The organism is Micromonospora chokoriensis, assembly GCF_000718555.1.
Classification (GTDB): domain Bacteria; phylum Actinomycetota; class Actinomycetes; order Mycobacteriales; family Micromonosporaceae; genus Micromonospora; species Micromonospora chokoriensis_B.
Window position 1 is genome coordinate 103,636 of the sequence record NZ_JOAN01000012.1, and the last position, 22,002, is coordinate 125,637.

The 22,002-nt window shown below is 73.2% G+C and carries 19 protein-coding genes, 1 pseudogene and 1 riboswitch; of the genes and pseudogenes, 9 read left to right on the forward strand and 11 right to left on the reverse strand.

The genetic code is table 11. The annotated features are described in order from the left end of the window. Positions 1-161: 161 nt before the first annotated feature. Entirely contained in the window at positions 162-716 is a 555-nt protein-coding gene (locus IF46_RS32595; protein ID WP_157563123.1) for a hypothetical protein, read from the reverse strand. A 147-nt stretch (positions 717-863) separates the two neighbouring features. Between IF46_RS32595 and IF46_RS0117565 the strand changes: the two are divergent. Together IF46_RS0117565 and IF46_RS0117570 are read left to right on the forward strand one after the other, a co-directional pair. Further along, positions 864-1,094 (forward strand): annotated as a pseudogene (locus tag IF46_RS0117565) (SAM hydroxide adenosyltransferase); the annotation flags it as partial. A 25-nt stretch (positions 1,095-1,119) separates the two neighbouring features. Continuing rightward, a complete protein-coding gene (locus tag IF46_RS0117570) occupies positions 1,120-1,362 on the forward strand; it encodes a CPCC family cysteine-rich protein (protein ID WP_030489441.1) in 243 nt (80 codons plus the stop codon). 28 nt (positions 1,363-1,390) lie between these two features. Here IF46_RS0117570 and IF46_RS0117575 read toward each other — a convergent pair whose 3' ends face one another. Then, positions 1,391-2,653 (reverse strand): hypothetical protein, encoded by a 1,263-nt coding sequence (locus IF46_RS0117575; RefSeq protein WP_084597943.1) that lies wholly within the window; start codon positions 2,651-2,653, stop codon positions 1,391-1,393. A 109-nt stretch (positions 2,654-2,762) separates the two neighbouring features. Here IF46_RS0117575 and IF46_RS0117580 point away from each other — a divergent pair, with 109 nt between their 5' ends. After that, positions 2,763-3,572 carry a DNA-formamidopyrimidine glycosylase family protein gene (locus tag IF46_RS0117580; RefSeq protein WP_030489443.1) on the forward strand — a complete coding sequence of 270 codons (810 nt, stop codon included), beginning with the start codon at positions 2,763-2,765 and terminating at the stop codon, positions 3,570-3,572. Positions 3,573-3,737: 165 nt separating this feature from the next. Further along, positions 3,738-7,355 (forward strand): hypothetical protein, encoded by a 3,618-nt coding sequence (locus IF46_RS0117585; RefSeq protein WP_030489444.1) that lies wholly within the window; start codon positions 3,738-3,740, stop codon positions 7,353-7,355. A 39-nt stretch (positions 7,356-7,394) separates the two neighbouring features. On the opposite strand, the gene pspM is transcribed toward IF46_RS0117585, so the two are convergent. The 8 genes from pspM to IF46_RS0117625 form a co-directional block, all read right to left on the reverse strand. Beyond that, the gene (gene pspM / locus IF46_RS0117590) at positions 7,395-8,180 is read right to left on the reverse strand and encodes a phage shock envelope stress response protein PspM (protein WP_030489445.1); all 786 of its coding nucleotides are present in this window, start codon (positions 8,178-8,180) and stop codon (positions 7,395-7,397) included. A gap of 23 nt (positions 8,181-8,203) precedes the next feature. Beyond that, positions 8,204-9,079, reverse strand: coding sequence for a PspA/IM30 family protein (locus tag IF46_RS0117595; RefSeq protein ID WP_030489446.1), 876 nt, complete (start codon positions 9,077-9,079; stop codon positions 8,204-8,206). A 198-nt stretch (positions 9,080-9,277) separates the two neighbouring features. Further along, positions 9,278-9,712: a helix-turn-helix domain-containing protein gene (locus IF46_RS0117600; protein WP_030489447.1), complete on the reverse strand. Its 435-nt coding sequence runs from the start codon at positions 9,710-9,712 to the stop codon at positions 9,278-9,280. Positions 9,713-9,933: 221 nt separating this feature from the next. Next, complete coding sequence (locus IF46_RS0117605) at positions 9,934-10,413, reverse strand: CinA family protein (protein ID WP_084597947.1); 480 nt, start codon at positions 10,411-10,413, stop codon at positions 9,934-9,936. A gap of 150 nt (positions 10,414-10,563) precedes the next feature. Beyond that, positions 10,564-11,163 carry a CDP-diacylglycerol--glycerol-3-phosphate 3-phosphatidyltransferase gene (gene pgsA / locus IF46_RS0117610; protein WP_030489449.1) on the reverse strand — a complete coding sequence of 200 codons (600 nt, stop codon included), beginning with the start codon at positions 11,161-11,163 and terminating at the stop codon, positions 10,564-10,566. A 77-nt stretch (positions 11,164-11,240) separates the two neighbouring features. Next, positions 11,241-12,749: a 30S ribosomal protein S12 methylthiotransferase RimO gene (rimO, locus tag IF46_RS0117615; protein ID WP_030489450.1), complete on the reverse strand. Its 1,509-nt coding sequence runs from the start codon at positions 12,747-12,749 to the stop codon at positions 11,241-11,243. 69 nt (positions 12,750-12,818) lie between these two features. Further along, entirely contained in the window at positions 12,819-14,060 is a 1,242-nt protein-coding gene (locus IF46_RS0117620) for a DUF2207 family protein (RefSeq protein ID WP_030489451.1), read from the reverse strand. Positions 14,061-14,201: 141 nt separating this feature from the next. Then, positions 14,202-15,125 carry an ornithine cyclodeaminase family protein gene (locus tag IF46_RS0117625; RefSeq protein ID WP_030489452.1) on the reverse strand — a complete coding sequence of 308 codons (924 nt, stop codon included), beginning with the start codon at positions 15,123-15,125 and terminating at the stop codon, positions 14,202-14,204. Positions 15,126-15,217: 92 nt separating this feature from the next. Then, positions 15,218-15,290, forward strand: a riboswitch (guanidine-III (ykkC-III) riboswitch). Positions 15,291-15,351: 61 nt separating this feature from the next. Here IF46_RS0117625 and sugE point away from each other — a divergent pair. Together sugE and IF46_RS0117635 are read left to right on the forward strand one after the other, a co-directional pair. Next, complete coding sequence (sugE, locus tag IF46_RS0117630) at positions 15,352-15,666, forward strand: quaternary ammonium compound efflux SMR transporter SugE (protein WP_030489453.1); 315 nt, start codon at positions 15,352-15,354, stop codon at positions 15,664-15,666. Between the two features lie 81 nt (positions 15,667-15,747). Then, the gene (locus tag IF46_RS0117635; RefSeq protein WP_030489454.1) at positions 15,748-15,993 is read left to right on the forward strand and encodes a hypothetical protein; all 246 of its coding nucleotides are present in this window, start codon (positions 15,748-15,750) and stop codon (positions 15,991-15,993) included. A gap of 80 nt (positions 15,994-16,073) precedes the next feature. Here the strand turns inward: IF46_RS0117635 and IF46_RS0117640 are convergent, their stop codons facing one another. Further along, positions 16,074-18,527, reverse strand: coding sequence for an FtsK/SpoIIIE family DNA translocase (locus IF46_RS0117640; RefSeq protein ID WP_036392401.1), 2,454 nt, complete (start codon positions 18,525-18,527; stop codon positions 16,074-16,076). A gap of 113 nt (positions 18,528-18,640) precedes the next feature. Between IF46_RS0117640 and IF46_RS0117645 the strand changes: the two genes are divergently transcribed. The 3 genes from IF46_RS0117645 (at position 18,641) to IF46_RS35210 (ending at position 21,932) form a co-directional block, all read left to right on the forward strand. Further along, positions 18,641-19,120, forward strand: coding sequence for a YbjN domain-containing protein (locus tag IF46_RS0117645; RefSeq protein ID WP_030489456.1), 480 nt, complete (start codon positions 18,641-18,643; stop codon positions 19,118-19,120). After that, positions 19,117-20,775, forward strand: coding sequence for a YbjN domain-containing protein (locus IF46_RS0117650; RefSeq protein ID WP_084597944.1), 1,659 nt, complete (start codon positions 19,117-19,119; stop codon positions 20,773-20,775). Before IF46_RS0117645 ends, IF46_RS0117650 begins: the two co-directional genes overlap by 4 nt. A 122-nt stretch (positions 20,776-20,897) precedes the next feature. Beyond that, positions 20,898-21,932: an LPXTG cell wall anchor domain-containing protein gene (locus tag IF46_RS35210; protein WP_030489458.1), complete on the forward strand. Its 1,035-nt coding sequence runs from the start codon at positions 20,898-20,900 to the stop codon at positions 21,930-21,932. Positions 21,933-22,002 lie beyond the last annotated feature (70 nt).

A 22,002-nucleotide genomic window follows, 5' to 3' on the forward strand; every position in this document is an offset into this window, starting at 1 on the left:
TAGCGGTCCGGGCTTGCGCGGTCGGGTCCTGCGCGGCCGAAGCTTGCGCGGCCACCGAGGGCAACCTTGCACTGAGCCTGATGACTGTGAGTCATCACGATGACTCACAGTCATCACCCTCAAAAGGACGACACGTCTCGGCCACGCGGACGCCTCGGCGCTCAACGAAGTTCGTTGAGCACCTTCTCGTAGCGCGGGCGGTCAGCGGCCGGGGTCTTCGCCTCCAGGTAGTTCAGCACCACCGCGCCGCGCTGGTACGACTGGCCGCCCCAGGTCCCCGCGATGTCACTGGCGCTGGTCTCGTCCGGAAAGACGTACACGGTGACGGCGCCGGTGGCCATCAGCTCGGAACAGCCCAGGCCCAGGCCGTCCGGCCCACACTCGACCGAGCGGTCCTTCGGGCTCGGCACCTTGAGGCCGGCGGCCCGGAAGGCGTCGACGACCTGCTTCGCCCCGGGCGCACCGGCCGGACGCTTGGGGAGCACCACCGGAGGCGGGCTGGCCGGGCGCCGCTGCGTCGGGCCCTGCGTCGCCGTGGACGGCGAGGTCGTGCCGTCGACGCCGGGCGATTCCGGGGGCGTCGGCGTGGTCGGGGCCGACTCGGACGAGGCGGATGGGGCCGCGTTCGGGCGACCGTCGTCGGCACTGCCACAGCCGGCGGTGAGGGCGACGGCGACCAGCAGGATTCCGATCGCGGGAAGGTTCCGATTTGTCACCAGGGCAGTCTGCCCAACGCCTTCCGGCGGCGGGAGGGGCCGGTCGGCCACTGCGCTGTCCCGTATCCGCCATTCGCCGGTCGATCTCGCGACGAACTCGTCCTGGAACTGCGTACCGACGCCGAGGGTCAGCCTGCGCACATGCCCGCCGCACCCGCCGAGCTGCTCGGTCCGCTGCCGGCCATGGTCCGGGTGAGCGCTCCGGGAGCTGCGCTGGCCTTCCCGGCGGTGCACGGACGGACCTTCGGCGACGCACCGGCCGGCGGCCTGGTGGCGTACGTCGACTCGGCCGATCTGGTCGCGGTCGCGGTCAACGGAGCGCGGGCCGCGGACCTCCTTTCGGCGTCGCCGGGGGACCTCCTGCGGGTATCGGGCTGATGTTCGACTGTGGAATGCTTCTCCGGTGGGTGAACATGTAGTTCCGGTGGGTTGTCCCTGCTGTGCGTCACGGACCGGCGGCGGGACCTGCCCGGTCTGTTTCTGGACCGACGACGGCCAGACCGACGCCGACGCCGACGCCGTACGGGGTGGCCCCAACGGCGACCTGAGCCTCTCGCACGCCCGACTCAACTACGCCGTCTACGGTGCCAGCCACCCGCGCTACCAGGACATGGTGCGCACGGCTCGCCCCGACGAGCGCCCCTGACGGCAGCACCCGACGGGGCGAGCCCGGCTCAGCAGACCGGCACGCTGCCGCCGTACACGCTGGAGATGTACGCGTGGCTGACGTACTGCCCGCTGGCCAGACGGTTCCAGCGGGTGGTGGTCCGGTAGGGCCCGGCGACCGACTGGCCGGTGACGTAGCACTGGATCGGCACGTGGGCCAGCCGGGCGGCGAGGCCACGGCTCGCGTACGACGTGCTGGCCCCGACGCGGATGTTGAGCGGCCCGTCACCGACCACGCCGCGCGGCCCGCTGCCGGTCCACAGGTAGGCGACGTCCACCCAGGCGTTTGTGGTCAGCCGCAGCCCGTCCCAGAACGTGCCGTCGGCCAGGTCGACGCCGGCCGGGTTGAGCACGGTCCGCCCGAACTGGTCCCGTCCGCCGTTGTAACCGGACTGGTACGCGGCCTGCGCCTCGGGTCGACCCTGCGGCAGGTTCTTCCAGTTCTCCCGGACCGATGAGGGGTTCCAGTAGTCGTCGCGGGTGTTCCACGGCCCGACGTCCCAGACCGGGGCGTACTCGCAGCGGGAGCCGCTTGTCGTGCAGACCCGCACGGTGTAGTCGCCGGTGTTGATCGGGGAGAGACCCCGCCGCGACGGCAGCGCCGCGAAGTGGTCCCGGGGCTGCACGATACGACCGTTGGCGGTCTGCTCGCCGACCAGCCCGATGCGGGTGGCGTACACCCGGTAGGTGCGGCCGGGCGTGGCGGCGGAGACGGCGGCGGTCGCGTCGGCGGTGAGCTGCACGCCCCGTACCGTCGCCGTGGCGCCGCCGTCAGGGGCGGTGAGCACCACCCGGGTCTGTACCTGGGTGACCGGCCGGTCGAAGACCGCGCCGCCGGTGGCCGCCCGCCACTCCGTCCAGCCGGCGGGCCGCCAGCCGCGGACCTGCGCCTCCACGGTCGCCCCGGTCGGGACCGCGGCGCTGATCTCGGCGCGGACCCGGGTGGCGGGCCGGGCGAGGGTGCGGGGAGCGGTCAGCAGCATCCCCTCGGCGACCGCGCTGTGCGGGCTGCGGGCACCGCGACCGGTGGACCGGGCCTCCCGTAGTCGTAGGCCGGCGGCGGTGCGCCGGACGTTGACGTCGTCGCGATCGACGATCGTGAGGTCGGCGCTCCATCGTTCGTCGCCGGGTGCGGCGGCGACGAGGGCGATCGGGGCGTCGGTGGATGCGGCCGGGGTGTGGCCGGTGGCGGGCAGGAGCGCTGCGGTGAGCAGGAGGGAGAGGGCGGCGACAAGGGCGACAGATGGGATACGACAATGATGTCGCTTCATGGGCATTCTCCTCAGAACTCCCTGACCCTCGCATGTCCGGAGATCATGAGGAACCTCTGTACAAATAGCGACACATGCGAATCTTGCTCGAAAGAGGGAGGATGGCAGGGTGCCCGAAGGCGACACCGTCTGGAACACCGCGCGCGTGCTGCATCGCGCGCTGGCCGGCGCGCGGATCACCGGCAGTGATTTCCGGGTGCCGCAGTTGGCGACCACGGACCTCTCCGGCTGGACCGTCCGCGAGTCGGCCAGCCGGGGCAAGCACCTGCTGCTGCGCCTCAGCGCTCCGACCGAGGCGCACTGGACCCTGCACTCCCACCTGCGGATGGACGGCGCCTGGCGGGCGTACGCCCCGGGGGAACGCTGGACCGGCCGACCCGCGCACCTGATCCGGGTGGTGCTGCGCAGCCCCGGCGCCGTCGCGGTCGGCTACCACCTGCACGAGCTGACCCTGGTGCCGACCGCCGAGGAAGACGAGTTGGTCGGCCACCTCGGCCCCGACCTGCTCGGCTCGGACTGGGATCCGGCCGAGGCGGTCCGTCGGCTCACCGACCACCCGGAGCAGACCATCGGCGAGGCGCTGCTCGACCAGCGCAACCTGGCCGGCGTGGGCAACCTCTACAAGTGCGAGGTGCTGTTCCTGCGCGGTGTGTCACCGTGGACCCGGGTCGACGCGGTGCCCGATCTGCCGGGCCTGGTGGCCCTCGCGCAGCGGCTGCTCGCCGCCAACCGCGGTCGGTGGACGCAGAGCAGCACCGGCTCGCTGCACCGCGGGCAGACCAGCTACGTGTACGGCCGACGCGCCCAGCCCTGTCGCCGCTGCGGTGCCCCGATCCGCAAGGAGGAGTTGGGCGACCGGGTCACCTACTGGTGCCCGGTCTGCCAGCCCGAGCGCCCGGGTTCACCGTCATCGGGCTGACCAGGGCTCTCGTCGAACCAGACCCGTCGCAGAAACGGACGATTGGGTAATTCCTAACCGGCCGCCGGAGTCGCATGCTGCGGTTGAGCGCTCACCGACCGTCAGCAGAGTGCCGAGGTCCCCACGCCGGGGTGGCGGACCTCGCGCCCCGAACCGGGGAGAGTCATGGCGATGTTCCGCAGACTCCGCTCCACCTTCTTCGAGCGGACCACCCGCGACACCGACGCCCGCGACAACGACCAGGCGGCAGCCGTGCCCGCCGCGCGTACCGCCGAGGAGACCGTCTCGACGCCGAGCCTGGACCCGGCCGTGGTGCCCCGCTACTTCGGCACCGTGCCGAACTTCGCCCACAGCCCCCGTCCCACGCGTGGCCCCGACGGGAAGGTGGCCGCCGGGACCGGGCTGCGCAAGTTCGTCGACCCGCTGCCCATCCCCGGCCAGCCGAGCCGCGGCGATCTCGGCAGCCACCTGCCGGTGGCCGCGCCGGACACGATCAGCTATCCGGGCTGCGACTACTACGAGATCGGCCTCCAGGAGTACGCCCAGAGGCTGCACCGGGACCTGCCGGCCACCCGGTTGCGCGGCTACCGGCAGCTCAACCTGGGCACCGACCCGGCCGGACACAACACGGTGGTTCCTCCGGAACGACAGTGGCACCTCGGGCCGATGATCCTCGCCCGTCGAGGGCGACCGGTCCGGGTGAAGTTCATCAACCAGCTCCCCACCGGCCGGGCCGGCGAGCTGTTCCTGCCGGTCGACGACACCATCGAGGGGGCCGGGCTGGGCCCACTGGACGGACCGGCGCCGTACCCGCAGAACCGGGCCGTGCTGCACCTGGCCGGGGCGCAGACCGGCTGGACCAGCGCGGGCAACCCGGGGCAGTGGATCACTCCGGCCGGGGAGATCACTCTGTACCCGACCGGGCCCGGCCTGGCCCACGTGCCGGACATGCCGGCGCCCGGTGCCGGGGCCACCACGCTCTACTTCCCGAACGAGCAGAGCGGCCGGCTGCTGTGGTTGCACGACAACACTCTCGGCCTGGCCCGGCTCACCGTCTACGGCGGACAGCTCGCGCTCTACCTGCTCACCGACCCGGCCGAGGACCAGCTCGTCGCCGACGGGGTGCTGCCGGCCGACCAGCTACCCCTGGTGATCGAGGACAAGACGTTCGTCCCGGACGACACCCAACTCGCCGCCGAGGACCCGACCTGGGACCGGGAACGCTGGGGCGCCCGGGGAAGCCTCTGGCACCCGCACGTCTACCAACCCCGGCAGAACCCGTACCGGACCGGCGGACGCAACCCGACCGGCCGGTGGGACTACGGCCCGTGGACACGCGGCTGCGCCCCGGACGACACCCGCACCGACGGCTCTGTGCCGAACCCGTACCACGACCCGGTCGACGCGCCGGACGAACCGCCGCTGAGCCCCGGTGTGCCACACCCGTCCGCTGTCCCCGAGGCGTACGGCGACACCCCGCTCGTCAACGGCGTCGCCTACCCGTACCTGGAGGTGCTGCCGCGCGCGTACCGGTTCCGGATCCTCAACGCCTGCCTGGACCGCAGCCTCAACCTCCAGCTCTACCGCGCCTGCTCCGACGCGGCGATGTGGACGGCCGACGGGGCGCTCGCCGACCCCGACGCCGGTGAGGTGCCGATGGTGCCCGCCACGCGGGCGGCGGACCGTCCGACGGGGTGGCCGACCGACGGTCGCGACGGCGGTGTGCCCGACCCGCGCGCCGCCGGCCCGGAGTTCATCCAGATCGGCAACGAGGCGGGCCTCCTGCCAGCGCCGGTGGTGCTGCCGAACCGACCGATCGGCTACCGCTACGACCGGCTCGACCCGACCGTGCTCAACGTCGACGGGCACACCCTGCTGCTCGCCCCGGGTGAGCGGGCCGACGTGCTTGTCGACTTCTCCGCCGTGCCGCCGGGCAGCACGCTGATCCTGTACAACGACGCCCCGGCCCCGCTGCCCGGCTTCGACAGCCGCTACGACCAGCACACCGACGGCCCGGACCGCAGCGCCGAGGGCGGCCCGCCCCGGACCGAACCGGGGTACGGCCCGAACACCCGCACCCTGCTCCAGTTCCGGGTCGCCGGGACGCCCGCGCCGCCGTACGACCTGAGCCGGCTGCGCGAACGGCTGCCCCGGGCGTACGCGGCCAGCCAACGCCCGCCGATCGTCCCGCAGCCGGTGTACGACCCGGCGTTCGGGACCCGGACCGTGGTGGAGACGACGGTGCCGGTGCACGCCACCACTGTGACGTTCACGCCGACGGCCGGCACCGGCCCGGTGACCCTGCCGATCGCGGTCAAGGCCGCACAGCAGCTCTTCGAGCCGGAGCACGGCCGGCTGGTTGGTCGACTCGGCGTCGGGCACCCGCACGCCGGGCCGCTCAACCCGACGACGCTGCCGCTCGGTGCGACCGACCCGGTCACCGAGGTGCTCTTCGCCACCGACCCCGCCGTGCCGGTGGGCGCTCCCACCGACGGCACGCAGCTCTGGCGGATCAGCGGCAACGTCCGGCAGACCGAGCCGTTGCACGTCGGCGGCTGCGACCTGCAGGTGATCAACAGAGTTGGCTGGGACGGCACGCTGCGCCCTCCGCACGGCACGGAGCTGGGCTGGAAGGGCATCGTCCGGGTCAACCCACGGGAGGACGTGGTGGTGGCGCTGCGCCCGGCCGCCCCGGCGCTGCCGTTCAAGCTGGGCGACAGCGTCCGGCTGCTCGACCCCTGTCGCCCGGCCGGGGCCCGGACCGGGTCGACGCCGATCAGCCCGGCCGACGGGCGACCCGCCACGGTCGTCAACCAACTGGTCAACCTGGGCTGGGAGTATCGCTGGCACAGCCAGCTCGCCGGTCACCGCGACGCCGGAATGACCCGGCCACTTGTGCTGCGGGTGGCGCCGAAGGCACCGACCGGGCTGACCGCGACACCGGTGCCCGGCTCGGCCACGGCGCTACCCGCGATCACGTTGGCCTGGACCAGCAACGGCGGCCGACCGCCCGCCACCAGCCACCTGCTGCAACGGTCCACCGACGCGACCTTCGGCGGCGAGGTCACCACGATCACCGTCGCGGCCGCCGCCACCCGGTACACCGACGCGACGGTAACCCCCGGAGTGACCTACCACTACCGGATCCGGACGGAGAACGCGGTCAGCTACTCGTCCTGGTCCAACGGCGTACCCGCCTCGGTGCACCTGGCCGCCCCGAGCGGTCTGGTCGCGACGCTCCCGCCGGCCGCGCCACTGCGGGCGGCGCTGCGCTGGACGAACCGGTCGTTCGCCACCGGCATCGACGTGCAGCGGGCCACCAACCCGACGTTCACCAGTGGCCCGGGCACCACGGCGATCGGGGTCGGCGACAACCACCTGGACGCGACCGTCGCGCCGGACACCACGTACTACTACCGGGTGCGGACCACCTATCTGGGTGCCGCCTCGGCGTGGTCGACGGTCGCCACGGTGACCTCGCCGCCCGCGCCGGGCACCCCGAGCGGGGTGAGCGCCACCGCGAGCGCGCCGGGGCCGGACACCGCGACCGTCATTCTGGCCTGGGCGGCGAGCACACCCGGCGGTCCAGGGTCCGGGTTCACCGTGCAGCGGGCGCTCGACCCGACCTTCGACCAGGAGGTGTCGACCTTCACGGTGACCGGCCGCGGCTTCACCAACACGGGGCTGGCCCGGGGCGTGACCTACCACTACCGGATTCGGTCGTTCAACGTCGTGGGCACCTCGCCGTACAGCGGGGTGGTCCTGGTGACGACGCCACCGTGACCGGCCGGGGTTGGCGCGCGGCGCGGCGCGGGCGCGCGGTCAGCGCGTCGGCGCGCGCAGCGGGGTGCCGACGGCGCGCAGCTCGGCGAGGGCGCCGGCGACCCCGTGCAGCAGGTCGGTCGCTTCGGTGAGCCGGTCGGCCGCCGGGTGCGCGGTCTCCGGTCGGGCGTCCTCGGCCAGGTAACCGGCGGCGGCGACCACCAGTCGTTCGTACGCCGCCACCCCGCCCTCCAGCTGCGCGGTCAGCGCGGCGTGCGCCTCGGCTAGCGGCGGCCGAGCGTCGGGCGGGGCCAGCCGCAGCGCACGTTCGACGCTGGCCACCCGCGCGGCCAGGTCGCGCAGCGAACGGTCGGCGGCAGCGGCCTCCAGCACCGCCGGCTCGGCCAGCCCGGTGAGCCGAGGGGCCATCCCGGCCAGGGTGAGCGCCGCCCGATCCAGTCGGGCCCACTGCTCCCCGGCGCTGGTGCCGCGCAGCGCGATCCGGGAACGGACCCGGCGTACCTCGGCCAGCACACCAGGGCCGACCGGCAGCCGCTCGACGGCGGCGATCAACCGGGCTCGGGACCGGGCCGCCGCCTCGGCCGGGCCGAGCGCGGGCGGCGCCGGCTGGGCGGCCAGGGCGCGCACGTCGATCCAACGCCAGGCGGCGAGCGCCACCGCACTGCCCGCGGCGCCGGCCCAGGCCGCGTCGGGCAGACCAAGGCCGGCGTACGGAGTCAGCACCACCGCGGCGCCGCCGAGCCCACCGGCCAGCACGCTCCACCGTCGGGCCGACCGGCGAAGCCGACCCAGCCTCCGGAAGTACCGCGTCCGCTCGTCTGCCACCCTGACCTCCTCGGTCCGGTCGTTCAGCCGGCGGCGGTCGGGTCGCCGGTGCCCCGCTCGCGGGCCATGCTGGCGCGCAGCTCGTCCAGCCGAGCGGCGGCCGTCGGATCGTTGGCCGGGCCGGCCTTCTCGGCCTGCGGCACGGCCGGTCGCTGCCCCGCGCCGCCGCCGAGCTGCTCCCCCGCCATGCTGGACCGGATCTGCTCCAGCCGCGCCGAGCCGGCCGAGTCGATCGTGGCCTTCTGAATCTCCAACATACGGCCCTCGACGGAGTTGCCGGCCAGTTCGGCGCGACCCATCGCGTTGGCGTACCGCCGCTCGATGCGGTCGCGCACCTCGTCCAGCGACGGGGTGTTGGTGGGCGCGGTCAGCGACGACATCGACTCCAGCGAACGGGCCACCGTCTCCTGCATCTTGGCCTGCTCCAGCTGGCTGAGCAGCTTGGTGCGCTCGGCGAGCTTCTGCTGGAGGATCATCGAGTTGTTCTCGACCGCACGGCGGGCCTGGGCGGCGGCGCCCAGCGCCTGGTCATGCAAGGTCTTCAGATCCTCGGTGGCCTGCTCGGCGGAGACGAGCTGACTGGCCAGCGTCTGCGCCGACTGCTCGAACCGCACCGCCTCGGCCTCGTCGCCCTTGGCCCGGGCCTGGTCGGAGAGGACCAGTGCCTGCCGGGCGTTGCCCTGCAACCGCTCGACCTCGGACATCTGCCGGGACAGCTTTATCTCCAGCTGGCGCTGGTTGCCGATCACGGCGGCAGCCTGCTGAACCAGCGCCTGGTGCTGCCGCTGGGCATCCTCGATGGCCTGCTGGATCTGCACCTTGGGATCGGCGTGCTCGTCGATCTTCGCACCGAAGAGTGCCATCAGGTAGTTCCAGCCCTTGACGAACGGGTTCGCCATCTCCGCGGTATCCCCTCAGTAGCGTCGCTGCACCACGGCCGGGCCGGCTGAAACCGACCGACCGGGACCGGCCGGCCTCCATCGTCCCAGCCGAACGCCAATGAGGCATCCGTACCGGCGGTCGACAGCACCGGCACCTCCTGCGAGCCACCCTACGCGGCCGGGGCCAACCCGCCCATGGTCAACCGGATCGGCGACTCAGGCGGCGCAGACCACGTCCCGGTCGCGCTCCGTCGGGCGAACACGGGTGCTGCGCAGCGTGGCCTTGAGCGGCGAGTCCTGGCGGACCGAGACAGCCACCTTGCCGTCGGAGGTGACCTGACGGACACCCCGGTTGGTGCTCTTGGCTGCGGCGTCGGCCGGCTCGTCCTGCATCGAGACGAGCACCCCGGGCATCTGCTCGGCGAGCGCCACGGTGTCGCTCACCTCGAGCAGCAGCTCGGACAGGCGGGCACCGAGGGCGTCGCAGATCGCGGCGAGCAGCTCGCTGGACGGCTCCTTGTGCCCCCGCTCGATCTCGGAGAGGTAGCCGAGGCTGACGTTGGCGGCGGTGGAGACCTCACGCAGCGTGCGCTGCTGCCCCTGCCGGCGCGCTCGCAGTGCGTCACCGATCACCCGGCGTAGCAGGATCATCGCACCTCCCCCTGAGGGATACCTCGCGCCCGGCGCTGGGCAGCCGGTCGCGGCGGGCCGCGCCGACCCCGAACGTCGGAGCCTTCCCGCAACCGTACCCGTTGCGGGCCCAGCCGACATCCCGCCCCGCCCGTCGGTTCGCTGGGACGGGCTCACCGGGGTACGCCGCAGCCCGTTCCCGCCCGCCTCAGCGGTCCCGGGCACGATCCCGGCCTCGGCGTTCACCGCGTCGCGGCGCTGAGCCGCTCGGCGAGCAGCCGCAGCGCCTCGACCACTGCCGCCGCGCGGACGTGGTCCCGCCCGCCGCCCAGGTCGAGTTGGCGAACCTCGCCACCGTTGGGGCCGGCGACCGCGACGTAGACCAGGCCGACGGGCTTGCCGTCCTGCGGCTCCGGGCCAGCGACGCCGGTGGTGGCGAGCCCCCAGTCCGCGCCGCAGCGTTGCCGGCCACCCTCGGCGAGCGCCGCCGCCACGTCCGGGTCCACCGGCCCTCGCTCGGACAGCAGATCGGCGGGTACGCCGGCCAGGGTGCCCTTCAGGTCGGTGGCGTAGACCACGAGGCCGCCCCGGAAGACCGCACTGACCCCGGCGATATCCACGATCGATGCGGCCAGCGACCCACCGGTGAGCGATTCGACAGTGGCCAGGGTCTCGTGCCGCTCGGCCAACCGATGCACAACCCCCGCCGCAGCACTACCCACCCCAACCCCCTCCACCCAACCCCAACCCCAACCCAAGCGCGTCGATCATGAAGTTAGCGTCACGACACGCCGCCCCGGGTGGCAATAACTCCATGATCACCGAGGGAGAGCGGGGGTGGGAGGGCCGGGAGGGGGAGGTTACGGGGGTTATTAGCGAGGGCGGCGGAGGCGGAGGGCTTGGGCTATGTAGTCGAAGCCGGTGGCCACCGTGACCAGGACGGCGGCGGCCATGATCCACGGGCCGACGGCGGCGAGAGCTGCCGGCATCGGCCAGAGGTACCAGGCGATGGCCAGGATCTGGAGCGCGGTCTTGACCTTGCCGCCTCGGCTGGCGGCGATCACACCGTGCCGGATCACCCAGAACCGCAGCCCGGTGATGCCCAGCTCGCGGACGAGGATCAGCGCGGTCACCCACCAGGGCAGTTGGTCGTACCAGGAGAGCAGCACCAGGGCCGCGCCGGTGAGCGCCTTGTCGGCGATCGGGTCGGCCACCTTGCCGACCGAGGTGACCAGCCCGAACCGGCGGGCGATCCAGCCGTCCACCAGGTCGGTCGCCGAAGCCACCGCGAAGATCAGGCAGGCGGCCATCCGCCAACCGGAGTGGGTCATCCCGGACGCGATCACCGAGGCGGCGAAGACCGGCACCAGCACCAGCCGCAGGGCGGTCAGCGCGTTGGCCGCGTTCACGACCGGCACCACGGGCACCACGGCCACCACGCGGGGCGGCGTCGACTCCGTCGCCCCGGTCACCGCCGCACTCCGCTCGGGCCGCCCTGGCGTTCCCGGCACCGCACCACCTGGCTCCCCCGCTCCGCTCGGGCCCGCCGTCACCGTGCCGCGCCGGGCGCCGCCGAGATCATCTCATCCGGCACCGCGAGCAGGTCCACCCCTTCGGTGCCGGTCACCGTCGCGCGTACCAGGTCACCCGGGCGCAGCGCGGCCAGGTCGACCCCACCGTCGGCTGGTGCGACCAGGGTGGTGGAACCGTCCACCTCCGGCGCCTGGTGCGCCGCCCGGCCCTCCACCACGCCGTCGGAGACCGAGTCGACAAGCACCTCGACGGTCGAGCCGAGGCGGTCCTCGGCCCGCTGCGAGCAGAGCTCGTCGGCGAGGGCGCTGAGCCGGTCGTAGCGTCGCTTGATCGTCGCCGCGGAGACCTTGCTGGGCAGGCCGGCGGCCTCGGTGCCGTCCTCGTCGCTGTAGTCGAACATGCCGATCGCGTCGAGCCGGGCCTCGGTCAGGAACCGGACCAGCTCGTCGACGTCGGCACGGGTCTCGCCGGGGAAACCGACGATGAAGTTGCTCCGGGCGCCCGCGTCCGGGGCCAGCGCACGGGCACTCGCCAGCAGCTCCAGGAATCGGTCGGTGGAGCCGAAACGCCGCATCCGGCGCAGCACCGGCTCGCTGGAGTGCTGGAACGACAGGTCGAAGTACGGGGCCACGCCCGGGGTCGTGGCGATCGCCTCGACCAGCCCGGGCCGGGTCTCGGCCGGCTGAAGGTAGCTGGCCCGCACCCGGACGATGCCGGTCACCGCGGCGAGCTGCGGCAGCAGCTTCTCCAGGGCGCGCGGGTCACCCAGGTCCTTGCCGTACGAGGTGGAGTTCTCGCTGACCAGCACCAGCTCCCGTACGCCGGACTTGGCCAGCCACTCCGCCTCGGCGAGCAGCTCGTCCGGCGTACGCGAGACGAACGCCCCCCGGAAGGCGGGGATGGCACAGAACGCGCAGCGGCGGTCGCAGCCGCTGGCCAGCTTCAGCGAGGCCACCGGGCCGGTGTCCAGCCGTCGGCGCAGCACCTGACGCAGGTGCGCTGGGGTGTGCTCGTCGGTGTCGACGATGGTGCGGGTCACGGTGCCGTGGCCGGGCAGCGACACCTTGCTGTCGCGGCGCTGCACCGGGGTCAGCGGCAGCAGCTCACGCCGGTCGCGGGGGGTGTGCGCGGTGATCTGCTCGCCGGCGACGACGGCGTTCAACCGGGCGGCGATGTCGGGGTAGTCGTCGAAGCTCAGCACCGCCTGCGCCTCGGGCAGGCTGTCGGCCAACTCCCGACCGTACCGCTCGGCCATGCAGCCAGCGGCGACCACCTTGGCGCCGGTGCCGGCGGCGGCGAGCAGGGTCTGGATCGAGTCCTGCTTGGCCTTCTCCACGAAACCGCAGGTGTTGACGACCACCACGTCGGCGCCCTCGCCGTCGGTGGTCACCTGCCAGCCCTCGGCGTGCAGGCGGGCGGCCAGCTCCTCCGAGTCGACCTCGTTGCGGGCACAACCCAGGGTCAGCAGGGCGACGCGACGGCCCTCGGCGTGGTCAGCGGGAGAAGGAGAGGTGGCAGACACCATCCGAGGGTACCGGGCCGACCGGGGAAGCCCACGCACGCGGGCTCGCCACACGGCCCGGTGTACGCCTCGTCACCGACCCTGGGCAGCGGCACCCCCGTCGGCGGGCGACGGCGCGGCCCGCTGGACGGTCACCCCGAGCACCCGACGGGTCCACGGTCGGACGTGCGCGGTCACCACGTCACCGAGCCGGCATTCGTCCGCGATCTTGTTCGGGAGGATCCAGGCGCGCAGTTGGTCGGCGTGGCCGTCGTCGATGACGAGGTAGTGGTTGATCGGTCTACCCGGCCCGTCGTCCGAGGGCTGCCGTGTCCAGACCTCGTGCCAGAGCACCTCCCCGGTGACCGTGGCCGGGGCGGCCCGGTCGAGCGGTGTCCGGTACCGGGTGAGCCCGCCCGGGTAGCTGACGCTGACCTGCCGCCACCTACCTCCGTACGACGACCAGAGCCGCTCGCGGTCGGCCACGCCGAAGGTGGTCAGAGAGGAAGTGAGGCCGAGCGCACTGCCGTACGCCAGGCGGCGGTCTCCGGCCGGGACGGCGGCGGGCGGCAGGTCGCCGATGGCCTGGTGCCCGGCGAGCCAGGCGCGCAGCCCCAGCCAGCGGGCGGCGGCGGCGCGCCCGGCGGGGGTGTCCCGCTCGCCCAGATCCCGGCGGGCGATGCCGATGAGCACCATGGCGGTGATGAAGAAGGCGGCGACCGCGCCGTACCGGTCCCCGCCAGAGCGGGTCACGTAGTGCCAGGATCCGGCCGCCACCCCGCCGCCGGCGACCGCGCCGAGCAGGCTGAGCAGGCCGACTAGCGGGCGGGAGACCCGGCGGCGGGACAACCCGAGCCGTTGGGCGTCGGCCACCACCGCTCGGCGCAGCCGGGTGGACCAGGCGGTGAATCGAGCGGCGTCGGAGAAGCTCAGCGCGGCCAGCGGGACGACACCGTCGACCGCGCGCTCGGCCACCCGGTCGTAGACCTGGCGCTCGTACCCATTGAGGTCGTCGGGCGCGCGGCCGGTGAGGTGCGCCGTGGTGTTTTGGGGATCCGGGCCGGTCTGGCGCAGCTCCAGATACCGGCGCGCGGCGAGGTCGAGCAGGGTGGACTGGGCGGCGTCGACCGTCTGCCGCCACCGGTTGGTCAGCAGGTTCACCACCGCTGGGGGCTCCTGACCGGGGAGATCCCCGACGGCGGGGCCCGGGGCCACCACGGCGGGTCGGCAGGCCAGCAGGGTGGTCCCGTAGATCACCGCCCAGCCGGCCAGGCTCGCCGCCGGCAGGCCGATCTCGATGACCGGGTCGGAAAGGTTCACTGCGGCGAGGGTCATGGCGCCTCATGTTCGGGTCGCTCCGCCGGCCCGTCGCGGCGGTCCCCCACAGCATGATCGATTAGCGGTGCCGCCACGGCCGCCCGGTCGCACAGGTGGCGCTCCACTGTTCGGCCAGTCCGTCCGCGACGGCGTCCCGGCCTAGCGCGACGCGGCGCCCACCCGGGTCAGCGCGTCGAGCAGGAAGACCTCGGTGCCGGCCAGGCCGGTGGAGCAGAAGACGGAGATCTGGTCCACGGTGGTCCGGCCGGGGACCGCGCCGGCCAGGATGCCACCCAGGTCGCGCAACCGCCCGGCGTACGGGGTTGTGGCCGCGAGCATCGGCGGCTGGTAGTCCGCCGCCTGGGCCGGTGAATCGGTGACCAGCACCCCGGCTACGTCCAGCAGGTCTGTGCCGAACTCGCTGCGGTCGCGCTGCTTGAAGCCGACCGCGTTGACGTGTGTGCCGGGGCTGAGGTCGGCGGCGCGCAGGACCGGGGTCGGGCTGGTGGTGGCGAGCACCACCACGTCCCGCCCGGCGACGGCCGAGCCCGCGTCGGCGACCGCGCGGGCTGGCACGCCCAGTTCGCTGCGGACCCGAGCGGCGAAGGCGTCCCGGCGCACGGCCGAGCGGCTGTGCACCACCACCTCGCGCAACGGACGGACCGCGGCGGCGGCCCAGACCTGGGTCCACGCCTGCCTGCCGGAGCCGATCACCCCGAGGGTGGCGGCGTCAGGACGGGCCAGCGCGTCGACCGCGAGACCGCCCAACCCTCCGGTACGACGGGAGCCCAACTCCTCGCCGACCGCGACCGCCCGGATCGCCCCGGTGCCGGCGTCGTGCAGCACCACCAACTGCTCGCTCTGCGGGTGACCAAAGGTGTCGTACGAGCGGAAGCCGTACCACTCGCCGACCAGGTGCCCGGCGGTGAGCACCATCCGCCCGCCGCTCAGTGGTGCGGCGGCCCGGGGCGGCGCGATGAGGCGTCCCTCGTACGCGGCCAGAAGGGCGGCGCGCATGGCGTCGACCGTGGTGGCGGCGTCCAGCGCGGCGGCAACCTCGGGGTCGGCGTAGAGCATGGTCATGGTGGCGATACTGCAAGTTGAAGTCAGGTGGAGGTCAACCGACCGTGGCGGTGGTCACCGCCAGGCCGCCCGAGCCGGTGCTAGCGTCGGCATCGGTGGCCCCGGATGCTCGTGGCCGCTCCGGACGAGTGGTGGGCGTACCCGGTCAGGCCAAGACGCCCCGCGTGACGTGCAAACTCGACTCGTCCCGGCGCGGCAGCCCCGGGCGCTTTCCGTGAGGTGAACGATGGCCTGGCTCGTATTGGTGATCTCAGGACTGCTGGAGACGGCCTGGGCGATCGCCCTGGACCGCAGCGCCGGTTTCAGCCGACTGATCCCGTCCGTGGTGTTCGTGGTGACAGTGGTCCTGAGCATGGCCGGGCTGTCGTACGCGCTCCGGGACATCCCCGTCGGCACCGGCTACGCGGTCTGGGTGGGCATCGGCGCGGTCGGCACCGCGCTGGTCGGGATGCTGGTGCTCGGGGAGTCGGCGAGCCTGCCCCGAATCCTCTGCCTCCTGCTGGTGGTCGCGGGCGTGATCGGTTTGAAGATCTTCCACTGAGTGCCCCGTCGGCATGCGTGAGCAGCGCCCACAGTGGGTAGTGATCGATCCGTCACGACAGGCTCTCACCCGGAGGAAGACATGGCCGACATGCCGAGCACCGCCCGTCCCCGCAGCAACGCCGCCCGCATCCTCACCATCGTGGGCTTCGTCTTCGCGGTCCTCGCCCTGCTGCTCAACCCGATCATCTTCGGCGTGCTCGGCGTCATCGCGGGCGTCGTCGGCGCGGTGCTCGGTGACAAGCCCCTGGGCTGGTACGCCGCGGCGGCGAGTGTGGTCGCCGCGATCCTCGGCCTGGTGGTCTTCGCCGCGTTGATCAACAACTGACCGCTCCCCCACGGCACGGGCCCGCCGGCTACCGGCGGGCCCGTCGTGCGTCCAGGGTCAACTGTCGGCCAGGCTGTCGGTCAGTCCACGTCGCCGCGGAGGCCGGTCAGGACCTCGTCCAGCTCGTCCGGCTTGACCAGCACATCGCGTGCCTTCGACCCCTCGGACGGCCCGACCACGCCCCGGGTCTCCATCAGGTCCATCAGACGGCCCGCCTTCGCGAAACCGACCCGTAGCTTGCGTTGGAGCATCGAGGTCGAGCCGAACTGCGAGGTGACCACCAGCTCCACCGCCTGCACCAACAGATCCAGGTCGTCGCCGATGTCCTCGTCGATCTTCTTCTTGTTCTCCTGCGCCGGGGCCAGCACGTCCTTGCGGAACTCCGGCTCGCGCTGGTCCTTGCAGAACTTCACCACGTCGGCGATCTCGCGCTCGGTGACCCAGGCGCCCTGGATGCGCACCGGCTTGGAGGCGCCCATTGGCAGGAAGAGCCCGTCGCCCCGGCCGAGCAGCTTCTCCGCGCCTGGCTGGTCGAGGATGACCCGGGAGTCCGCGAGGGAGGAGGTGGCGAACGCCAGCCGGGACGGCACGTTGGCCTTGATCAGACCGGTCACCACGTCGACCGAGGGGCGCTGGGTGGCCAGCACCAGGTGGATGCCCGCCGCCCGGGCCAGCTGGGTGATCCGGACGACCGAGTCCTCCACGTCGCGCGGCGCGACCATCATCAGGTCGGCCAGCTCGTCCACGATCACCAACAGGTACGGGTACGGACGCATCTCACGTTCGCTGCCCGGTGGGGCCTTGATCTCGCCGTTGCGAACCTTGCGGTTGAAGTCGTCGATGTGCCGCACCCCGTTGGCGGCGAGGTCGTCGTAGCGCATGTCCATCTCGCGGACCACCCAGTCCAGCGAGTCGGCCGCCTTCTTGGCGTTTGTCACGATCGGGGTGACCAGGTGTGGGATGCCCTCGTAGCCGGTCATCTCGACCCGCTTCGGGTCGATCAGCAGCAGCCGCACCTCGTCCGGGGTGGCCCGGGTGAGGATCGAGACAAGAAGAGTGTTCAGGCACGAGCTCTTGCCGGCTCCAGTAGCGCCGGCAATGAGAATGTGAGGCATCTTCGCGAGGTTGGCCACCACGTAGCCGCCCTCGATGTCCTTGCCGAGCGCCACCACCATCGGGTGGTGATCGCTTGTCGCCGCTCGTGAGCGCAACACGTCACCGAGGGCGACGTTCTCCGGGTCGGTGTTCGGGATCTCCACGCCGACGGCGCTCTTGCCCGGGATCGGGCTGAGGATGCGCACGTCCGGCGACTTCACCGCGTACGCGATGTTGCGGGACAGTTGGGTGATCCGCTCGACCTTGACGCCGTGCCCCAGCTCCACCTCGTAACGGGTGACAGTCGGGCCACGGGTGAAGCCGGTGACCGCGGCGTCCACATCGAACTGGTCGAACACGCCGGTCAGCGCGGCGATCACCTCGTCGTTGGCCTTGCTGCGGGTCTTCGCAGCGGCACCGGCGCTGAGCATGTTGGCCGGCGGCAGGGTGTAGTCCCCGGCCAGCCCGGTCAACGCGAGCTGCTCGGCCCGGGTCGGGGCGGGCGAGTGCTCCGGCGGCTCGACCGCCGGCTTGCGGCTCGCCGGCACTCGCGGAGACTTGCGCGGCAGCACCATGGTCTCCTGGAGGTCCGCGCCGTCCAGGTCCTCGAAGTCGTCCGGGTCCAGTGGTGCGGGCATCCGCTTCGCCGGTCGCTTGCGCGCCGGCTTGGCGGCCGGCTCGTCGGCCTCCTCGTCGGCCTCCGGTGCGGCGACCAGCCCGCCGGCGAGCAGCCCGAGCCGCTCGGGGATCTTGTTGATCGGTGTCGCGGTCACCACGAGCAGACCGAAGAGCAGCAGCAGGATCAGCAGCGGCACCGCCACCCAGGCCGTCACCGCCCGCTCCAGCAGCCCGCCGACGCCCGCGCCGACCAGGCCGCCCGCGAAGTCACGCTCCAGCGTGTCCGCCGGATCCTGGCCGATCTGGAGCAGCGCGGCGGTCGACACGAGCAGTGAGCCCCAGCCGATCAACCCGCGGCCCCGGTGTTCCGGGTCCGCCGGCTGACGCATCAGCCGCCACGCCCCGATCGACAGCAGCACCGGCACGACCACCGAGATCGCGCCCAGGAAGAGCCGGATCGAGTCGGCCAGTCGCGCACCGACCGGGCCCGCTCCGGAGAACCAGAGCGCCACGGCGGTGAGCAGGGACAGCCCGAACAACAGCAGTCCGGCACCATCGCGACGGTGCTCCGGGTCGAGGTCACGGGCCGACGCGGCCTGGCGGCCGGCGGCGCGCACCGCCCAGCCCATGCCGTGTGCCAGCCCCATCCACAGTGCACCGACCGCGCGGCCCACGTAGACGGCCGGGCCGGGCCGGGGCGGTGTGGTGCGACGTCGGACCGGTGCCCGGGTCTTCTTCGCCGGTTGACGGGCACGACTGTTAGTGCCACCGCGCGGCGACGCGCCGCGTCGCCGGCTCGCCTGAGAGGTACGGCCCGCCATAGAGTCACGGTAACGGTGGGGCCGGGTAGATCCCCGCTTTTCCGGGTCGTGTCCGCGCGTCGTAACACGAACCCCACCGCCGGTCGTGATATCCGCCTCAGAAGGGATGCCCCATGGCGTCGCCGGAAGTCGAGGGCGATCCGGACGACCCGCTGGCCGGGCACCCCGGCGCACTGCGTCCGCTGACCGGCGAACTGGTCGCCGCGGTGCTCGCTGCCCGCGGCCGGTCCGTCGGCCTGACCCCCGACGGCGAGCTGATGGGCCACTTCGACGACAACATGATCTGGTTCCTCCGCGTCGGCGGGGACGGAGAGCTGCTCCAGATCCGCACCATGGTCGATCCGACCTTCGGCATCGAACGGGTGCCCGACCTCTACGCGTTCTGCAACTCCTGGAACCATGACCGGCTCTGGCCCAAGGCGTTCGTGCACGTCGACGACGACGGTCGGGCCCGGGTGTACGGAGAGGTGATCACCGACCTGGAACGCGGCGTGACCCCACACCAGCTCGACCAACTGCTCGACTGCGGCATCTCCACCGGCTGCCACCTGGCCGTGGCGGTCCGTCGGCTGCCCGGCGCGGTGCCGTCGTGACCGGCCGGGACGAGTTCACCGGCAGCCGTACCGGCACGCCACCCGCCGGCTCTGGTGACCGCCCGACGCCGGGTCGCGTAGCGGCGCTGGAGGCCGCGCTCGCCGACGCTCGGGACCTCCCCGACGGCCCGGCCCGGCAGGTGGCCCTGGAACGGCTCGCCGAGCGTGCCGACGCGGCCGGCGACGTCCGGTCCGGGGTGGACGCGCGGTTCGCGCTGATCGAGGCGTACCTGCTGCACGGGGAGCGGTGGCGTCTGGTCGAGCCGGTCCGACGCTGCCGGGCCGCCGCCGACCACCGGCCCGACCTACTCACCAACACGGAGGCCGGGCTGCTGCTGCGCTACCAGCGGTACGCGGTGGAGGCGCTGCTCGGCACCCCCCGGGTCGGGCTGGACCAGACCCGGTCGCTGCTGCACGACCTGGCCCACCGGGTCGGCACGGATGGCCCGGACACCCCGACCGTCGCGGAGCTACACTGCCGGATCGCCGATCACCTGGGCGACGAGCCCACCGCCCGACACTGGTACGAGCGATGGTCCGGAAAGCGGCCCGGCCCGGCCGGCGGCTGCCCGGGCTGCGCCTCGGCCCGACGCGCCGAGCTACTCACCGGCTGGGGCGAGTGGACCGCCGCACTCACCGAGCTCGCCGGATCCGACGACGACCCACAGGCCTGCACCGACCAGCCCGAACGGGACCTGGTCGCCGGTCTGCTGCCCGCACTGCGCACCGGCGAGCCGCAACGGGCGGCGGCGGCACACGTGCGGGCGTACCGCCGGCACCGGGGCGAGCGCGCGGCGTTCCCGCACCTCGCCGCGCACCTGCGGTTCTGCGCGTTGGGCGGGCACCTGGAACGCGGGCTGACCATCCTGGCCGAGCAACTGCCCCGGTTGGACCGGCCGACCGACGACCTCGCCGCCATGGAGTTCGCCGCCGCCGGGGCGCTGGTCTGCGGGCTGGCCGTCGAGGCCGGGCTCGGCGGGCGGACGATGCCCCGCCCGGCGTACGGCGAGCGGACGGCCAGCGAGCCGGACGTCGCCGCCCTCGGGGCGCTGCTGCTCGGGGTCGCCAGCGACCTGGCCGGCAGCTTCGACGCGCGCAACGGCACCGGCCACCACTCCGGACGGATCGCCGCCTGGCTGGCCGAGCGCCCGCTCGCGGCACCGGTTTCGCTGCCCACCGACGATGACCCGGACGGGCTCGACGAGCCCGACGCCGAGCGGTTCGACGACGAGCCCGGGTTGGGTGAGCGGGAGTTGTCCGCGTTGTCCCTCGGCATGATCACCGCGGTACTGGACGGGCGCGGCGACCCGTACCTGATGGACGAGGGCGAGACGGTGGTCGGGCACTGGGAAGGTGCGGTGATCCAGTTCCGGCGGGCCGGTGAACGCGGTGAGGTGCTGCACGCCCGTGCCATGGCCGACCGCCGGCTGCCGGCGTTCCGCCGCGCCGAGGCGTACGCCTTCTGCAACGCGTGGAACCACGACCGGCTGCTGCCCAAGGCGTACGCGCACGACCTCGGCGACGAGTTGGTGCTGGCCGGCGACGTGGCCACGGACCTGACGCACGGGGTCGCCCCGGCACAGCTGCGGGTCCTGATGGACGCCGCCATCGCCACCGGCGTCGCCTACGCCGAGGCGGTCGCAGCGCTCCCCTGAGTCGCGGACAGGGCGGATGGTTGCGCTCCGGGGCACGACTGTGCGACATCCGACAGCACGCAACCGGAGGCGCCGGGTCGATGTGCTACGGCCATCACCGACCGCGCACCCCGGGAGTCACCATGAACCGCCTGTTCGCCTCCGGCCTCCTCGCCGCCGCCCTGCTTCTCGCGCCCACCCTCGCCGGGCCGGCCGTCGCCGCGCCGGCCGCCTCGCCCAGCCCGAAAGCCGCCCCCACGATCACCGCTCGGGGCGACATCGTCTTCCTCGGCAAGGACCCCTGGTCGCCGTCCGGCCCGCTGGAGGTCACCGTCAAGAACCCGGGCAGCACGGCCGCGAAGGGCTTCTTCGTGCTGCGCCTACCGCGCAACGCCGACCTGACCTTGGGGGACTGCCGGACCGTCCAGGGCACGCCGCGTACCTGGGTCTGCGGCGGTGCGGAACTGCCGGCCGGGGGTGAGCGGGTGTACCGGCTGGTGGTGGCCTCGACGGCTGCAGAGCCGGTCTTCGGGGTGCAGGCGTGGGGTTCCGTCGCCGGCCGGGACGCCGCCGGGGTCACCGATGAGTTCTCCGACTTCCGGATCAACTGGCCGGACCGCACCTCCCTGCGGTTGCGGGCCACCGCTGGCCCGGTCGTCAACGCGACGACGACGGTGCGGGTGCGGGTCACCAACACCGGCACCTTCGACATCGGCGGCTACGCGATCGTCATCACCACCCCGACCGGGGTGCGGGTTGCCGCGCCGGCGTGCTCGGACACCGGCCGGATGGTCGGCGTGGGCTGCGAGATCCTGCGGCCGAGCGGGCTCGCCGACGGCGCCACTGACAGCTTCGACGTACGGCTGACGGTCACCGGGGGCACGAAGACCGTGAAGCTGTCGCTCGCCCCCGCCAACCGCTACACCAACAAGGACACCGCGCTGACGCTGCGCCTGAGCGGCGCGGGCGGATCGGGTGCCGGCGACGCCACCCCGCCACCATCGGCCGGTCCGACCGCCACGCCGACCCCGACCGCCACCGCGACCACGTCCACCCCGGACGCGGCGCAACTGCCCCGCACCGGCGTCTCCGGCAGCACGCTTGGCCTCATCGGAGCAGCCCTGCTGGCCCTCGGGGTCGGGCTGCTGGTGCTGCGGCGGCGACTGTTGCGGGGCTGAGCCGGAACACCTCCTGAACGAGCCGGGCCGGCCACCGACATCCACGGGGGATGTCGGCGACCGGCCCGGT